Below are 15,011 nucleotides of genomic sequence, written 5' to 3'. Positions count from 1 at the left end.
AGGTTCCGATACCCACGATCATATCAATAAAAACGCACATAAACAAAGCGATACATTTCCATGCCGGAAACATATCGCTTTGATAAAGGGGGTTATGCCCCAGCCCTACTCATCCGGCAAGGATACAATCGCCTGGCCCGAGGCAATATCGGTGCGATATACATTCGCAAGCGCGGCATAACGGTCCGCCGAGATTTTGAAAAATTCGATTTCTTCCTGGGTCAGGTCACGTACCTTGCGCGCTGGCACACCAGCCCATAATTGCCCCGCCGGTATGCGCTTGCCCGGTGCCAAAAGCGCCCCCGCCCCCAGCATCGCCCCCTGTTCGATCACACAACCATCCATCACGGTTGCCGACATGCCAACAAAGGCGCGATCTTCCAGCGTGCAGGCATGAATAACGGCGGAATGACCAATGGTGACATCATCGCCAATATAGGTGCCAAACTTGTCCTTGGCGACATGCACCATCGTCAAATCCTGAATATTGGTGCGCGCGCCAATGCGAATTTCATTCACATCACCGCGAATAACACAGCCAAACCAGATGCCGGTTTCCGGGCCAATTTCCACATCACCAATAACGGTGGCATTGGGCGCAATAAAGGCGGTTTCATCAATCACGGGCACGGCATCGCGATATTTCAGGATCGTTGGCATAATCTGTCTGGTCCCTGTTGGTTGGGAAAGGAATGACAGGAAGCTTAACGGCTTCGCAAGCCCAAGGGAACAGTCTGCATTCCCAACCCTACCAGCAAATCCGGAATAACTAGCCCTGACGCGCAACCGGGCGGGCAAACCGCTTGGCCCCGAACACACAGGCAATTACCGCCATTGTAACCAACACCATTGCCTGATCGACATTTTCCGACAAAATGACCGCCGCCAGCATCATGCCGAAAAACGGTTGCAGCAATTGCAATTGCCCCACCGCCCCGATACCGCCCAAGGCCAGGCCGCGATACCATAGTAAAAAGCCAACAATGCTGCTGAAAATCGCAACATATGCCAGCGACCACCACGAGGCAGCATCGATTGATGCAAAACTGGCTGGCATGGTGAGAAACAGCAACACCAGCATCACCGGTAATGCGGCCACCAGGGCCCAGCAAATGACCTGCCAGCCGCCCATCTTGCGCGAAAGCGTCGCCCCCTCGGCATAGCCAAGACCACAGACGACGATGGCACATAACATCAGCAAATCACCCGCCAGCGCACCATTCACGCCATTGCGCAGGGCATAACCACAAATCAGCGCACTGCCCAACCCGCTAAACAGCCAAAAAACCGGGCGCAACCGTTCGCCGCCGCGCAACACGCCAAATATGGCGGTAGAAAGCGGTAGCAGACCAATAAAAATCACCGAATGCGCGGCAGTGATATATTGCAGCGCCAGCGCGGTTAGCAGCGGAAACCCCACTACAGTGCCCAACGAAACAATCAGCAGCGACGATATCTCGCGCCGCCCCGGCCAGGCCTGACGGGTCAGCAGCAAAATTGCAGCCGCCATTGCCCCGGCCAAAACCGCACGCGCCACGGTTAAAAATATCGGGTCAAACCCCGCCATTGCCAAACGGGTGGCTGGCAGCGACCCGCTAAAAACCAGCATCCCCAAAAACCCGAAAATCCAGCCCTGTGTTGTGCGGTTCATCATAACCTCCTTCTGCATAAGCACAGAAGCAGCATTCGCTTGCCGGGCAGCAATGCGCCAGACATAATACCAATACAATTTTGGTAAACTGTATTGGTATTATCGGAAGTACAGATGACGCAAAACGCTGCCTCGTCCGCCACTGGCACCCCCGTCGACACCCTTGTAAATCAGGTGATGGACCATATTCGCCAGCGCATCGCCAATCGCAGCCTGGTGGCCGGGGCGCGTATTCCCTCCATTCGGCAAAGTGCGGAAACAATGGGGGTGTCAAAGTCCACCGTGGTGGATGCCTATGACCGGCTGGTGGCGGAAGGCACCCTTGTCTCGCGCCGGGGGTCAGGCTTTTTTGTTGCCGGTCAAACGTCCCCCTTATCAATTGCGCAACTGGCCCCGAAGCTCGACCGGGCGATTGACCCGTTCTGGGTGTCGCGACAATCGCTTAACAGTGATGATACCGTATTAAAACCCGGTTGCGGCTGGCTGCCGCCCGACTGGATGCCAAATGATGCCATCCGCCGTGCCCTGCGTCATGTGGCACGCGGGCCGGACGCCGCCCTTACCGATTATGCCGCGCCGCTGGGGTCGCTTCCGTTGCGGGACCATCTGGCACGGCGCATGGCCGAACACGGCATTACCCCGGCCCTGGACCAGATCATGTTAACGGAATCGGGTACCCAGGCGATTGACCTTTTATGCCGTTTGCTGATTGAACCGGGCGATACGGTTTTTGTCGATGACCCGTGTTATTTCAATTTCCATGCCCTGTTTCATGCCCATCGTGCCCATATTGTCGCCATTCCGTTTTTGGCTGACGGGCCGGATATGGACGCCTTTGAGGACGCGGCAGAACAGCATCGCCCGCGCCTTTATGTCACCAATTCCGGCCTGCATAACCCGACAGGGGCCAGCCTGTCGCCGGTCAAGGCACATCGGGTACTTAAGGCATGTGAAAAACACAAAATCAGGATTATCGAGGATGACATTTTCGCCGATTTTGAAACCAGTCCCGCCCCGCGCCTGGCGGCCTTTGACGGGCTGGACACGGTTGTCCATATCGGCAGTTTTTCCAAAACCCTGTCGGCCTCCATCCGCTGCGGCTATATCGCCACCAGACCGGACTGGATCGACAAATTGCTGGATCTGAAAATCGCCACCAGTTTTGGCGGCGGCAATTTATCCTCGGCACTGGTATTGTCGGTTTTGCGCGACGGGTCCTATCGCAAACATATGGAACATGTCCGCCAGCGTCTGGCCCGCACCATGACGGATTGCGCCAGCAAATTGGCGGAACTTGGCATTACGCCGGTTACACCACCCGGTGCAGGCATGTTTTTATGGGCCCGCCTGCCCCATAATATCGATGCTGCCAATCTCGCCCATGCGGCCCTGAAACAGAATATCATTCTCGCCCCGGGCAATGTTTTCAGCCTGACAAAATCGGCAGGCAGCCTGATGCGGTTTAACGTCACCCAGTCGCTTCACCCGCGTATTCTGGCCTTTTTAAACCACGAAATCACATGAAATCACCCGGGCGACAGGGTGCTGAACGGGCGCAAAAAGACAAAAAACGCGCCGAATCCAACAATCCGGCGCGTTTATCATATAATCATATTTAAGCCCGATTACGGGAAAAGCGGTTCCAGCTCAAGGCCCATCGTTTCGGGCAGGCCCATCATCACATTCATGTTCTGAACCGCCTGGCCCGACGCCCCCTTCATCAGGTTGTCTTCGACCCCGACGATAATGGCCCGGCCGGGCACCCGGTCCTTGACCACGCCAAACATCACAAAGTTTGATCCACGAACATGGCGGGTTTGCGGGGTGGTGCCAAAGGGCAGCACACGCACAAATGGCTCCCCTTCATAACGTTTGACCAGGGCTTCATGGATCTGTTCGGGCGTTACGCCATCGGCCAGCTTGACATAGATGCTTTCCAGGATACCGCGGCTCATGGGCATCAGATGCGGCGAAAAATTGACGATCACGTCATCCCCGGCCGCCCAGGACAGCCCCTGTTCGATTTCCGGGGCATGGCGATGCCCGCCGGTAGCATAGGCATGAATGCCTTCGGTAATTTCGGCAAACAAAATGCCTTCCTTGGGCGAACGACCCGCGCCGGTCACGCCGGATTTCGCATCAATGATGATGTCTTGCGACAGGATCAGTTTCTGTTCCAAAAGCGGTGTCAGGCTTAACTGTGCCGGGGTCGGATAACAGCCGGGATTGGCGACAACCCGTGCCTTGGCAACCTTTTCGCGGTGCAGTTCGGTCAGGCCATAAACCACTTCTTTTTGCAAATCCTGGGCGGCGTGTTCGGCCCCGTACCATTCCTTGTAGGTCGCCGGGTCAAACAGCCGGAAATCCGCCGACAGATCCACCACTTTGACATGCTGGGGCAAACCGGCAATGACTTCCTGTGTCGTGCCATGCGGCAGGGCACAGAAAATAACGTCAACATTGCTCCAGTCGGCTTCGTCAATCCGGATCATGGTGGGCAAGTTCAAATGGGCCAGGTGGGGAAACACCTCGCCAAAGGGACGCCCGGCGCGTCGGTCTGCGGTCAACAGGACGATTTCGGCAGCGGCATGGTGCGCAAGAATGCGAACCAGTTCCGCCCCGGTATATCCGCTGGCACCGAGAATTCCGACTTTAACCTTGACGTCGCTCATTTCAAATCTTGCTCCTTAAATGGCAAAGTGACGTGTAAATACAGGCGGATGTTGGCAAACATGCCCGGTTGATGCAAGACATTCCGGCCCTAAAAAACCGTTATCCCCATGCAATTTACGCATATGCGTAGTTTTACCGACGGGTTCGCGCCATTTTGGCAAATATTTCAGGGGGTACGCGGGCGCAACGCCACCGCCGGGCAGGCCCGTTTTTCCGCCGGGCGCACGGTGGGAAATTTCCTGATCGCCTCATACCCCGTTACCGGCATCACCGGATAGGCACGCACATAACGTTTATCAGACAAACCAAACGAACTGGCCCGCAGACCGGAACGTTTTTGCCAGATCCGCCGATGGGCATCGGACAAATTCACTTCGGGATCATCAATCAGGAAAATGGCATCGCGGGCCAGGCGGTCATTATATTTATGGGCAGAGGGCAACCAGGCGGCCAGTTGTTTGCGCATTTCCCCTGGCGAGGGCACCGTTTTTGTCCGCGTCACGAAATAGTTCATTTTTTCAATCAACGGCGTTAAATCCCCCGGCGGGGCCCCGCCATGCGTGGCACGATCAATAAAAAAGGCCACGTCAATTTCCGTCGGATCACGTTGAATAACCGGCTTTAACGCCTTGTATATCCTGAAAAACCGCTGCACCTTGCCACCATCGGCATTGGCGGCCTCATAGACCATGCGATAGGCTTCCTGCACCTCATGCAAGGCACCATAACGGGCGAAGCGCGCACGCAAATCCTCTCGCCTTGCCGGGTTGGCCCAGGCGGCACATAAAATGGTTTCCACACTGGCTTCATCACCCAAAACCAGACGGCGCAGGGTATCGGCCTCCGGCCCGAAAACTGTTTGCAACAGGCCGGGATGGGCCTTTTCCGCCAGCACGATAACCTGTTGCACCTCGGCCCCGTGGCCCGCCGTCGCGCCGCGCGGCCCCCATGTCAGATAGGATGCCTTGTCGTTGGAATAACAATAAGGGTCGCCTTCGATATATCTTTTGCCGGTCGATGGATTGCGCGACTGGCAAAAGTTAAACTGCACCCGGTCATAATCCGTGCCTTCCAGGGCAAAGGTCAGCTGATTGGCCCGTTCAATGGCATCGGGAAACGGCATGATATCCGGCATCAGGGACCGCCACAGGCCAATGGTAATTGCGCCCTCGCGTTCGGGCGACATGCCCCCTGCCCCGGTGGTTAAATCCGGGCGGCAGGCAATATAATCCTTGATGGCCTGCACGGTATTGGCGCCAATCGCCCCGTCGGGCGTACCATAACTTGCCGGGGTCTTTTTGCGGCACTGGGCGGCAGCCTGAAACAGGCGTTGCTGAAAGGCCGATACAATGCTGAACTTGCCCACCGCCAGCGGGCGTCCTTCATATTCATACAATATTTGATGCGGGTCTGCCGCCGCGTACGCCCGCGATGCTGCCCCCAAAAAGAACGGCAGAACCAGGCCCATCATGACAAATATGCGCGCAACCTTAATTGTCGGCCTCCTGAAAGGATAACAGGGATCATTCCGATCAGGATCAATCCTGTCATAGAGATAGCAGGCCTGCAATTTTCAGCAATGCCCAACAGGATGTATCGTCAGTCATTTGCCCCGGTCGGAGCCTGTGGCAGGGTCAACACGGCCTGAAAACCGGTATCCTGACCGGGAATGGGCGAGACATAGGAAAATGTGCCCCCCGCCTGTTCGATCAGGACAACAACAATCGATAATCCCAGGCCGGAACTTTCCGGGCTGTTGCCATGACGGGCGAAACGGCGCGTCAATTTCGACAGGATATGGGCTGGCAGCTTTTCGCAGGCATTTTCAACAATAAGGCGATCGGGCCCCTCCACCCTTACCTGTACCGGCACGCGACGATCCCCGTGAACCAGGGCATTTTCCAACAGATTGCCCACACAAATGCCAAAGGCATCCGGGTCCATTGGCGCACGCAAAGGCAACCCGTGCCGATGCAGCAAAATTGTATTGTCAAAGCGCCCGCTGCGATGAATATCCTCGATCAGCATATCAATGATCGGGTCAAGCTCCTGAACCTCGTGGGTTTTGCCAAGGCCGGATTCCGCGCGTGACCATTGCAGCAGTTTTTCCGAAAGCCGACGCAACCGGCCCAGCGATTTTTCAATCAGCATGGCACGGTCACGATGCGGGCTTTGTGACGGAAGCTCGGTCAATAACTGCTGGGTTTGGGCCAGCATACTGGCGATGGGGGTGCGCAATTCGTGCGCACTGTTCGAGGCAAAGGCCCGTTCGGCATTCATCGCGGCCCGCAACCGGTCCAGCAGCAAATTCACATCCTGGCCCATTGCGGCGAGTTCGCCGGGCAAATCATCGATGGCGATGGCTTCCATATTGCCCGCCCCGCGCCGGTCCAAATCCTGGCGAAAACGGTAAACCGGGCGCATGCCCCCACGCACACTAAACCAGATCGCTACCAGCAAAACCGGCACCAGCACAAACAATGGCAGCAAAATTGCCATCGCACTTTCAAAGGTCGCCTCGCGCCGATGCGCCAACGGTTCGGCCACCTGCATGTATAAACTGCCACCCACGGTGGGTTCGGAATAATAGCGGAAGGTATCATCCTGCCAGAAACCGGCAATCAGCGGGGCGGCAAAGGGCGTTTCCAGTGCGTTGTCCGACCGCAGCAATACCCGGCCTGACGCATCGCGGATTTGATAGATGATATATTCTTCCGGGTCTGCATCGCCATTGTCATCGGGGCTGGCGGGGCGTGCGGTGCGGGCCGGAATATGGGTGACTTTGGAATTTGCCGGCCGGTCCATCAAAAATTCAACCGCCAGCGGCAGATTGCCCTGCACGGTTTCACGCAGGCCACTGTCAAAGGATTCGGTTAATTCATCATGGATCACATAGGCCGCCAGTGCCGCCGCAATGGCCCAGCACAGGCAAACCCACACCACAACCCGGATCATGATACCGGCTGTCAGGCTTTTGAAAAAACCGCCAAACATGTGTGACTATCCCTCCAGCCGATAACCGACACCGCGCAGAGTGCGGATCAGATCGCTGCCGATTTTCTTGCGCAGACGGCTGACATAAACTTCCACCGTATTGCTTTCGATCTCGGCACCGAATTCATAAAGGGAATCTTCAAGCTGGCGCTTGGACAGGGTGGCACCCGGTTTGTGGGCGAACTGGTCCAGAAGTGCCCATTCCCGCCCGGTCAGTTCCACCGGCCTCCCGGCAACAAAAACCAGTTTGCGCGCCAGATCAATTTCCACATCGCCAATTTGCAATAACGGGTTGGGATTGCCGGTATAACGCCGGGCAACGGCTGCCAGCCGGGCAATCATTTCGCCCAGATCAAACGGTTTGACCAGATAATCATCCGCCCCGGCATTCAACCCGGCAATACGGTCCGATATTTTGTCCTGTGCCGTCAGAATAATGCAGGGTGTTGCATCGCCCCGCTGGCGCAGCGCGCGCAACATGGCAACGCCATTGCCGTCCGGCAGGTTAATATCAAGCAAAATCACATCATAACGGGTTGATTTCATCGCTAGTTCGCCATCGGCCAGGTTTTCAACCCAGTCTGCGGCATAACCTTCGGATACCAGATGATCGCGCAGGGCACTGCCCAGTGTTTGCTCGTCTTCGATTAGCAGCAGTCGCATTCCCCACCTCGATCCTTGGTACCCGCTGTCTCTAACCTTTGAAGCTGACAATTTACTGAACGATTGCCTGGCACATTCAGCTTGCTGTCAGCAAAGACGGGCACCTTCCCTGCCAGAGAGTTTTTCACATTCCGAATAAGGATACACGATGAAAAACAGGATTTTGGCCGCAGCGATACCGTTTGTGACCGGCATTGTTCTGACAGCTTCGGCGCAAGCGGATGACAATATCTGCAAGGCGCCGATGGACCAGTGGCAACCGCGCGAAACCCTGCAACACAAGCTTGAGAACCAGGGATGGCAGATCGTGCGCATCAAAACCGACGAGGGTTGCTACGAGGTTTATGCCACCGATGCACATGGCAAAAGGATCGAGGCCTATTTCGACCCGCATAGTCTTGAACCTGTCAAAGTGCAGGAGGGATAAGATGAGCGAAACAATCCGGGTTTGGGACCCGTTAGTCCGTATTTTCCACTGGAGCCTTGCGACCTGCTTTGCCGTTGCCTGGATCTCGGCCGAAAACTGGGATTCCCTGCATGAAAAAACCGGCTATGTCGCGCTTGCCCTGGTGGTTTTTCGCCTGCTTTGGGGGTTAATTGGCCCGCGCTATGCCCGGTTTACACAATTTGTGCGCCCGCCCCGCGATGTGCTGGCCTATTTGCGTGCCATCTTATCTGGCCGCGAAAAACGCTATGTCGGCCATAACCCGGCTGGCGGGGCGATGATTTTGCTGTTGCTGGGTCTGATGGCGGCAACCGGGGCCACCGGCTGGCTTTATAGCACGCCGTCCTATCATGACTGGCACTGGATCAAGGAAGTGCATGAATTTCTGGCAAACGGCCTGATGGCCTGCGTTGTCCTGCATGTGGGCGGTGTGGTGCTGGCAAGTTTACGCCATCACGAAAACCTGGCCCGGTCCATGATCAATGGACGCAAACGCCCGCCAGAACCCGGCGATATTGGCTGAAACCTGGCGGCACCACAGGCATATCAGGCACATCGGGCCTGCCGCCGCCAGTCCTGCCAGGCACATACCAACATCACCACATATTTCCCTGCCCGCTTAGGGGCGATTGCCCACGGATTACACCCATGACTTTTTCAAACTGGCGCAAAAATTTACGCCTTCCCGCCCTTGATTACCGCTTGGCACTTGTCGCGGTCGTGCTGTATTTCACGCTTGCGTTTAACTGGGTTTTGCTGCGCCATTTCTATGCCATCCTGACAAAAATGCAGGATTATGATCCACTTTTCGCCGCCACCGCCCCGCTGGTGGTGATATTTGCACTCACCCTGGTTTTTGTGCCGTTCAGCTTCAGATATATTTTCAAACCGGCGATGGTTTTCTTTATCGTCACCGCCGCTATTGTCAATTATGCCATGCAGCATTACGGCATTGTCTTTGACAAGGCGATGTTTACCAATTTCGCCGATACCTACCCGGCCGAGGCCCTTTCCTATGTCAGTGGCAATTCGGTTTTCTGGGTGGTGGCAACCGGCATTTTACCTGCCGCCATCCTGATTGCGATGCCAATCAAATACCCGAGATCCGTTTTTGTCGGGCTGGGGCAGCGTTTGGTTATCCTGACCCTGGTCCTTGCCTGTACCGGGCTTTTGGGCGCGGGATATTATAAAAACTACGCCTCCATTGGCCGCAACAACAAGATTTTGGGCAAGGAAGCCATGCCGTTCAACTATGTTGTCGCGGGCATCCAGTATGGCAAAATGCAATACAGGGCCCATTTCATTCCGTTCCAGACCATTGGCGAGGATGCGAAACATCACCCCGCCGCCGGGAAACCAAACCTGGTGTTTCTGGTGATTGGCGAAACCGCACGCGCGGAAAATGTCGAACTTGATGGTTACAAACGCGATACGTCGCCCTTTACCCGCACCATTCCCGGCCTGGTCAGTTTTGAGCATGTCAGTTCGTGCGGGACGGCAACCGCTATATCCGTACCTTGCATGTTTTCTGACATGACCCGGGCCAATTTTGACGGCACCTATGCGTCCAAACGCGAAAACCTGCTCGATGTCGTGGCAAAAACCGGCGTTTCGGTTTTCTGGAAGGAAAATGACGGCGGATGCAAAGGGGTATGTGACCGTATCCCCAATATCGAACTGTCATCAGACATGTATCCAGACCTGTGCAATGGGCACACCTGCCTGGATGCCGCCATGTTGCAGGATATTGACCCGGAAATGGCAAAAATGAAACCGGGCGACAAGCTGATGGTTTTTCACATTATCGGCAGCCACGGTCCAACCTATTACCAGCGTTACCCGGAAAATTTCCGCACCTTCACCCCGGACTGCCCGCGCAGTGACATTGAAAATTGCAGTCATCAGGAACTGGTCAACAGTTACGACAACTCGCTGCGATATACGGATTATGTCATCTCGCAACTGATCGCCAAACTGCAAAGCCTGTCAAACAACTATAACCCGTCGCTGTTATATGTGTCCGATCATGGGGAATCCCTGGGGGAAAACGGGCTTTATCTGCATGGTGCCCCTTATATGCTGGCCCCCTCGCAGCAAACCCATGTGCCGATGTTCATGTGGATGGCCAAACAGACCGAGCAAAGCAAAAATATTGATCCGGCCTGTGTTGGCAAAACCGCCAAAGACGATACCTATTCCCAGGATAATCTGTTTTCCACCGTGCTGGGATTGCTCGATATTTCAACCAGCCTGTATCAAACCAACCAGGACATCCTGGCAAAATGTGAAAAACCGGGCACCCGAACCGCCGCCAATAGTTCCACCCTGCCGGTTATGCAGTAAACTCCCCCATAACCAGGCAAAAGCAGGGCCGGTTCACCACACGATGGCGGTGAACCGGCCCTGTGCGTTCAGGAACTTCTTAAAGCTGCCAGATTTTACCCGTAATACTGAAAACAGTTTTCAAAAGGCGAGATAAAAACGGGACACATCCATGAGCAAAAAGCCGGTTCGCCCCAAATTTGGCGACATGAGTACGGACGCCCAAAAACAATATGTCAGTGACATGAGCATGATTGTCTTGGGCATATCGGCATTTTTGCTGTTTGGGGTCCTGATCGCCTATGCCGCCCTGCATGTGATCTCGCAGGGTTTTATGGTTTACTGTTTCATCTTTGTCATCGGGGCCAATATTATCCTGAAATGCCTGCAACCGCTTATTTTAAAGCTGATGCAAAACAGCACCTGACCGGGAAAGTGGGTGGATATTGCGCCCGGTAAAAGGCATGATATCCCCAACCTCCCCGATCATAACGGATCAAACGCCATCAAACACCGGCGCACTGATCGCCGATGGAAACAGGCTGGCGCAATTGCGACAGACAATATGTGCCAATGGCAACAAAACCCAATGCCTCGTACGCACGGCGTGCCGCCGGGTTATTGGTAAACAGGACGGCCCGTTTGACACCCCGCGCCCGGGCAGCCAGCAGGCAGCGCCCGACCAAAAACCGGGCATAGCCCATATTGCGGTGTGAAGGGGGCGTCCAGACCGGGCCAAGCTGTACGGCATCGGGCAAACGGGCATTAAACCCGGCCAGCGCCACCGGTTGCCCATCGGCAAACAAAACCCACCAGCAACGATCCTCCAGCGCATTGACCACACGCGACGCCACACGACCGTCCAATGCCAGGTTTTCCTCGGCATTCAAGGCCTCGATCTCGTATTGCCGCATCCAGCGCAGCAAGGTCGCCCGGTCCATACGGGCGGCATCCTCGACCTGATAACTGTCCCCCAGCGGATGGACGACTGGTTTTACGGCATCCAGTGCGAGTGTATAGAGGGTTTCATCATGATTAACGGCAAAGGCATCCGATGGCAGGTCAAAGGCGTTATGGAGCATTTTGGCCGCCTGTGACGGCCCCAAAACCCCGGCAATCCGCCCGGTCAGCCGGTTACGGCAATAGGCAGCAAGCGCACTCAGGGTGTGATTGCCATCCTCATGCCCTCCCCCCTGAACCAGAATATTACCGGCCTGCATGTGGGCGATGACGGCATGAATATCGCCAGTTTCTGAAACGGCACCATAATAATCGGCGGACAAACGATGATTGTTGCGTCGGCCCATACCAGCAGCACGCAAATTACTGCGCAAAAACATTGTGCTGCTGGTATGGGCCGACAAAAAACCCTCAAGTGCTGGCAGGTCCTGTTGTTGTAATAGTCTGTATTGCATTGTGATCTCCTGATAGGGGCGTAAATGGTGGGGTCAAAACAAAAAAGAACCCGCTGGCGTAACCAGCGGGCCCTTTGAAATCGCGATTGCGTATAGCTGCCGGTTAGCGCTTCGAGAACTGGAAGCTGCGGCGGGCTTTGGCTTTACCGTATTTCTTACGTTCAACTGCACGCGAGTCACGGGTAAGGAAACCACCCGCTTTAAGGACTTTGCGCAGTTCCGGCTCGAAATTGATCAGGGCGCGGGAAATGCCGTGACGAACAGCACCGGCCTGACCGGAAAGACCACCACCAACAACGGTGCAGAACACGTCGTACTGGTCGTTACGGGCCGCAGCACCGAACGGCTGGTTGATCAGCATGCGCAGAACCGGACGGCCGAAATAGTTTTCAAATTCGCGACCGTTAACGGTGATCTTGCCCGAACCGCGTTTGATCCAGACACGGGCAATGGCGTTTTTACGACGACCGGTTGCATAGGCACGGCCCAGTTCGTCGATCTTCGGTTCCGGCAGGGTGCTTTCAGAAGCAGCGGCCTGACCAGCCGGCGCCAGATCCTTGAGATCTTCAAGAGTTTTGGTGTCGGCCATTATTTCGCGCTCCGCTTATTCTTTTCGTTCAGTGCCGTTACATCCAGCACTTCCGGCTGCTGCGCTTCATGCGGATGGTCGGTACCGGCATAAACGTGCAGCTTGGTCATAACCTGGCTGCGCAGCGGGCCACGGCTCATCATGCGTTCAACAGCTTTGATGATCACGCGTTCCGGATGTTCGCCGCCCAGCAGCTTGTCCATCGTGCGTTCTTTGATGCCGCCCGGATAACCGGTGTGCCAGTAAAACTTCTTGTCGGTCAGTTTACGACCGGTCAGTTTTACTTTTTCGGCATTGACGATAACAATGTGATCGCCACAATCCATGTGCGGGGTAAACATGGCTTTGTGCTTGCCCCGAAGACGATTGGCAACGATTGTAGCCAAACGACCGAGAACGACGTCTTCAGCGTCGATCACGAACCATTTGCGCTCAATGTCGCTCGGTGTCGCAGTGAAGGTTTTCATAAATTCTTATACCTGAAACTGGTTTTCACGGAGGGAATCGCCCCTCGCTGAAAGTGGGCGCAGTATGCCAATTTTTACCGGGAAAGCAACAGGAATAATTCGTTATAAAACAATAACTTATATCTTTTGGTATTATTTTACCACACTGACGGTCCCTTTTTTAACCCGCTTTGTCTGCCGGAGGCATGGCATAGGTCCCGATCACGTGGGCACAAAGGGCATCATCAACGGCAGATCGAATGTCGCACTGGGCAATCAACAGCCGCTTTCCCGCCTTTAAAATGCGGGCTTCGGCAATCAAATCACCCGGCTTTGCCCCAGACAAAAAATGAACTGTCGCCTCGGTTGTTACCGCATAGTCGGCCACAGGGGCCACCATCCAGGCAACGGCATAAAGCGCAATATCGGCCAGGGCAAAAATCGCCGGACCGCAAACCACGTTTCCCGGGCGGATAAACCGCTGGTCAAATGGCAGCCGCAACCGTGCAACGCCCGCATCAAGGCTTTCGGTAATAACTCCCATATCCCCGACAAAGGGCACTTTTTCCGCCATGATGCGATCAAAATCGCGGGGGCTGATGCCCGCTTGTTTGCCAATAGCCATGATCCCGGTATCCCCTGTAAACGCCCTGCCACATCATTTGATTATTAACGTTTACGTTAACGTAAGAGAAAGGCGACGTCATGCAGGAATTGCAGAACGCCCAGGACATGGGGCACAGGGCACGAAACACGGCGTCCGGAATCAAAAACGGCGATACCCGATCAAAGTACCGCCATCCAAAATAAAACAGCCTGCCTGCCCCCAAAGGGGAAGTAGCGATTAAAACAGGGAATAAAGCTCGATCGCGGTCAGCACCACAACATAACCAACGGCAACAGCGGCAATCATATAGGCCCCAATACGGGGAGCCCAAAACTCCACCCCTTTGCGCTGGGGCGGTTCGGGCTTTTTCGGTGCCCGGGCGGCAAGGCTTTCAAGGGCGGCATAGCTTTCCGGCGTGGCCCGCCGACGACCACCCTGCATCTGGTCAACGGGCTCGCTTGGTTCTCTTTTCGGGGGACGCGGCGTACCCGGTTGTCTGTCGGGTAAACGTAGTCCATGCTGTTCAATTGCCATGCTTGTCAAATCCGGGTTAGCATCGAATGCGGACACGGGAAATTTTGGTTCCTGGGTAAATCGCGACAATAAATCATCGGTTCTCACATGCTCCGTCTGCATCTGTGTCGCCATATCGGGGCTTTCACCGGCCCCTTCAAGACCGTCATTCCCCGGAACGGTATTTGTCGGTATGTCCTCTGCCGGGCGCTGAGCAGGCGCGCCATCCACTTTCCATTCAAAGGCGCCGTTTGCCAGCTCCGACCCGGCCGTCTGGTCAAGCTCGGGATCAGATCGGGGGGCACTGGTTTCCCAGACATACTGGTTCGGGTTCGGTTCGGCCCGGGTTGCGGGTTCCGGTCCGATGCGGGTAACAGTAATCCCCTTGGCCGCCAGACGCTCGATCGCGGCAGCCTTTTTGGTCTCAAGCTCCTGTTCAATCACTTCGGGGCGGTCATAGCGGTTCATGGAAGACCGTCTGGCAGGGGAAACTACCCGACGCGCTTCCTGTATCCGGCGGTTGGAAACATATGCCGACGGTGCCACATCCTGCGGCCCCCGTTCGGGTTGATCGCGCTGTTCCATGTCTTACACCTGATGCCAGCAGCGGTTAGCATATTCAGGCACACCACCGGACATCTCGTGTCACGTCAGCCTGACCTGAAGTTGTAACAGCAACCATGATTTACATGT

General features: G+C 55.3%; 16 protein-coding genes. 5 read left to right on the top strand and 11 right to left on the bottom strand.

Annotated elements, in window-relative coordinates:
• Positions 1-105: 105 nt before the first annotated feature.
• Positions 106-660: a gamma carbonic anhydrase family protein gene (locus TH25_RS13215; RefSeq protein WP_114088894.1), complete on the bottom strand. Its 555-nt coding sequence runs from the start codon at positions 658-660 to the stop codon at positions 106-108.
• 109 nt (positions 661-769) lie between these two features.
• Entirely contained in the window at positions 770-1,651 is an 882-nt protein-coding gene (locus tag TH25_RS13210) for a DMT family transporter (protein WP_114088893.1), read from the bottom strand.
• A 114-nt stretch (positions 1,652-1,765) separates the two neighbouring features.
• Between TH25_RS13210 and TH25_RS13205 the strand changes: the two genes are divergently transcribed.
• Positions 1,766-3,175 carry an aminotransferase-like domain-containing protein gene (locus TH25_RS13205; RefSeq protein ID WP_114088892.1) on the top strand — a complete coding sequence of 470 codons (1,410 nt, stop codon included), beginning with the start codon at positions 1,766-1,768 and terminating at the stop codon, positions 3,173-3,175.
• 101 nt (positions 3,176-3,276) lie between these two features.
• Here the strand turns inward: TH25_RS13205 and argC are convergent, their stop codons facing one another.
• From argC to TH25_RS13185, 4 genes are all read right to left on the bottom strand, one after another.
• Positions 3,277-4,323, bottom strand: a complete 1,047-nt coding sequence (argC, locus tag TH25_RS13200; RefSeq protein ID WP_114088891.1) for an N-acetyl-gamma-glutamyl-phosphate reductase — start codon at positions 4,321-4,323, stop codon at positions 3,277-3,279.
• A 167-nt stretch (positions 4,324-4,490) separates the two neighbouring features.
• The gene (locus tag TH25_RS13195) at positions 4,491-5,795 is read right to left on the bottom strand and encodes a hypothetical protein (protein ID WP_114088890.1); all 1,305 of its coding nucleotides are present in this window, start codon (positions 5,793-5,795) and stop codon (positions 4,491-4,493) included.
• A 128-nt stretch (positions 5,796-5,923) separates the two neighbouring features.
• Positions 5,924-7,318 carry a sensor histidine kinase gene (locus TH25_RS13190; protein WP_114088889.1) on the bottom strand — a complete coding sequence of 465 codons (1,395 nt, stop codon included), beginning with the start codon at positions 7,316-7,318 and terminating at the stop codon, positions 5,924-5,926.
• 6 nt (positions 7,319-7,324) lie between these two features.
• The gene (locus TH25_RS13185) at positions 7,325-7,981 is read right to left on the bottom strand and encodes a response regulator (RefSeq protein WP_114088888.1); all 657 of its coding nucleotides are present in this window, start codon (positions 7,979-7,981) and stop codon (positions 7,325-7,327) included.
• Between the two features lie 148 nt (positions 7,982-8,129).
• On the opposite strand from TH25_RS13185, the gene TH25_RS13180 reads away from it, so the two are divergent.
• From TH25_RS13180 to TH25_RS13165, 4 genes are all read left to right on the top strand, one after another.
• On the top strand, positions 8,130-8,408 hold the full coding sequence (locus TH25_RS13180) for a PepSY domain-containing protein (RefSeq protein WP_114088887.1): 279 nt from the start codon (positions 8,130-8,132) through the stop codon (positions 8,406-8,408).
• A 1-nt stretch (position 8,409) separates the two neighbouring features.
• Positions 8,410-8,949, top strand: coding sequence for a cytochrome b/b6 domain-containing protein (locus TH25_RS13175; protein WP_114088886.1), 540 nt, complete (start codon positions 8,410-8,412; stop codon positions 8,947-8,949).
• Positions 8,950-9,074: 125 nt separating this feature from the next.
• Complete coding sequence (locus tag TH25_RS13170) at positions 9,075-10,769, top strand: phosphoethanolamine transferase (protein WP_114088885.1); 1,695 nt, start codon at positions 9,075-9,077, stop codon at positions 10,767-10,769.
• 151 nt (positions 10,770-10,920) lie between these two features.
• Entirely contained in the window at positions 10,921-11,175 is a 255-nt protein-coding gene (locus TH25_RS13165; RefSeq protein WP_114088884.1) for a hypothetical protein, read from the top strand.
• Positions 11,176-11,254: 79 nt separating this feature from the next.
• On the opposite strand, the gene TH25_RS13160 is transcribed toward TH25_RS13165, so the two are convergent.
• The 5 genes from TH25_RS13160 to TH25_RS13140 all read right to left on the bottom strand — a co-directional run bounded on the left by TH25_RS13160 (position 11,255) and on the right by TH25_RS13140 (position 14,903).
• Positions 11,255-12,163 (bottom strand): GNAT family N-acetyltransferase, encoded by a 909-nt coding sequence (locus tag TH25_RS13160; RefSeq protein ID WP_114088883.1) that lies wholly within the window; start codon positions 12,161-12,163, stop codon positions 11,255-11,257.
• 103 nt (positions 12,164-12,266) lie between these two features.
• A complete protein-coding gene (gene rpsI / locus TH25_RS13155; protein ID WP_473243025.1) occupies positions 12,267-12,755 on the bottom strand; it encodes a 30S ribosomal protein S9 in 489 nt (162 codons plus the stop codon).
• Positions 12,752-13,219, bottom strand: a complete 468-nt coding sequence (gene rplM, locus TH25_RS13150) for a 50S ribosomal protein L13 (RefSeq protein WP_114088882.1) — start codon at positions 13,217-13,219, stop codon at positions 12,752-12,754. The genes rpsI and rplM overlap by 4 nt, the downstream gene beginning before the upstream one ends.
• 160 nt (positions 13,220-13,379) lie before the next feature.
• Complete coding sequence (locus TH25_RS13145; protein WP_114088881.1) at positions 13,380-13,823, bottom strand: PaaI family thioesterase; 444 nt, start codon at positions 13,821-13,823, stop codon at positions 13,380-13,382.
• Positions 13,824-14,042: 219 nt separating this feature from the next.
• Complete coding sequence (locus TH25_RS13140; RefSeq protein WP_114088880.1) at positions 14,043-14,903, bottom strand: hypothetical protein; 861 nt, start codon at positions 14,901-14,903, stop codon at positions 14,043-14,045.
• Positions 14,904-15,011: the final 108 nt, after the last annotated feature.

It is taken from the genome of Thalassospira profundimaris (genome assembly GCF_003326755.1).
Classification (GTDB): domain Bacteria; phylum Pseudomonadota; class Alphaproteobacteria; order Rhodospirillales; family Thalassospiraceae; genus Thalassospira; species Thalassospira profundimaris_B.
This window is presented reverse-complemented; position numbering and strand designations above follow the sequence as displayed.

Bases quoted from the DNA above. Each gene is read 5' to 3' on its own strand.
- rplM (WP_114088882.1), bottom strand. From the start codon at position 13,219: ATGAAAACCTTCACTGCGACACCGAGCGACATTGAGCGCAAATGGTTC.
- TH25_RS13160 (WP_114088883.1), bottom strand. From the start codon at position 12,163: ATGCAATACAGACTATTACAACAACAGGACCTGCCAGCACTTGAGGGT.
- TH25_RS13190 (WP_114088889.1), bottom strand. From the start codon at position 7,318: ATGTTTGGCGGTTTTTTCAAAAGCCTGACAGCCGGTATCATGATCCGG.
- TH25_RS13180 (WP_114088887.1), top strand. From the start codon at position 8,130: ATGAAAAACAGGATTTTGGCCGCAGCGATACCGTTTGTGACCGGCATT.
- TH25_RS13205 (WP_114088892.1), top strand. From the start codon at position 1,766: ATGACGCAAAACGCTGCCTCGTCCGCCACTGGCACCCCCGTCGACACC.
- TH25_RS13210 (WP_114088893.1), bottom strand. From the start codon at position 1,651: ATGAACCGCACAACACAGGGCTGGATTTTCGGGTTTTTGGGGATGCTG.
- TH25_RS13195 (WP_114088890.1), bottom strand. From the start codon at position 5,795: ATGATGGGCCTGGTTCTGCCGTTCTTTTTGGGGGCAGCATCGCGGGCG.
- TH25_RS13170 (WP_114088885.1), top strand. From the start codon at position 9,075: ATGACTTTTTCAAACTGGCGCAAAAATTTACGCCTTCCCGCCCTTGAT.
- TH25_RS13175 (WP_114088886.1), top strand. From the start codon at position 8,410: ATGAGCGAAACAATCCGGGTTTGGGACCCGTTAGTCCGTATTTTCCAC.
- TH25_RS13215 (WP_114088894.1), bottom strand. From the start codon at position 660: ATGCCAACGATCCTGAAATATCGCGATGCCGTGCCCGTGATTGATGAA.
- TH25_RS13140 (WP_114088880.1), bottom strand. From the start codon at position 14,903: ATGGAACAGCGCGATCAACCCGAACGGGGGCCGCAGGATGTGGCACCG.
- argC (WP_114088891.1), bottom strand. From the start codon at position 4,323: ATGAGCGACGTCAAGGTTAAAGTCGGAATTCTCGGTGCCAGCGGATAT.
- TH25_RS13145 (WP_114088881.1), bottom strand. From the start codon at position 13,823: ATGGCTATTGGCAAACAAGCGGGCATCAGCCCCCGCGATTTTGATCGC.
- TH25_RS13165 (WP_114088884.1), top strand. From the start codon at position 10,921: ATGAGCAAAAAGCCGGTTCGCCCCAAATTTGGCGACATGAGTACGGAC.
- TH25_RS13185 (WP_114088888.1), bottom strand. From the start codon at position 7,981: ATGCGACTGCTGCTAATCGAAGACGAGCAAACACTGGGCAGTGCCCTG.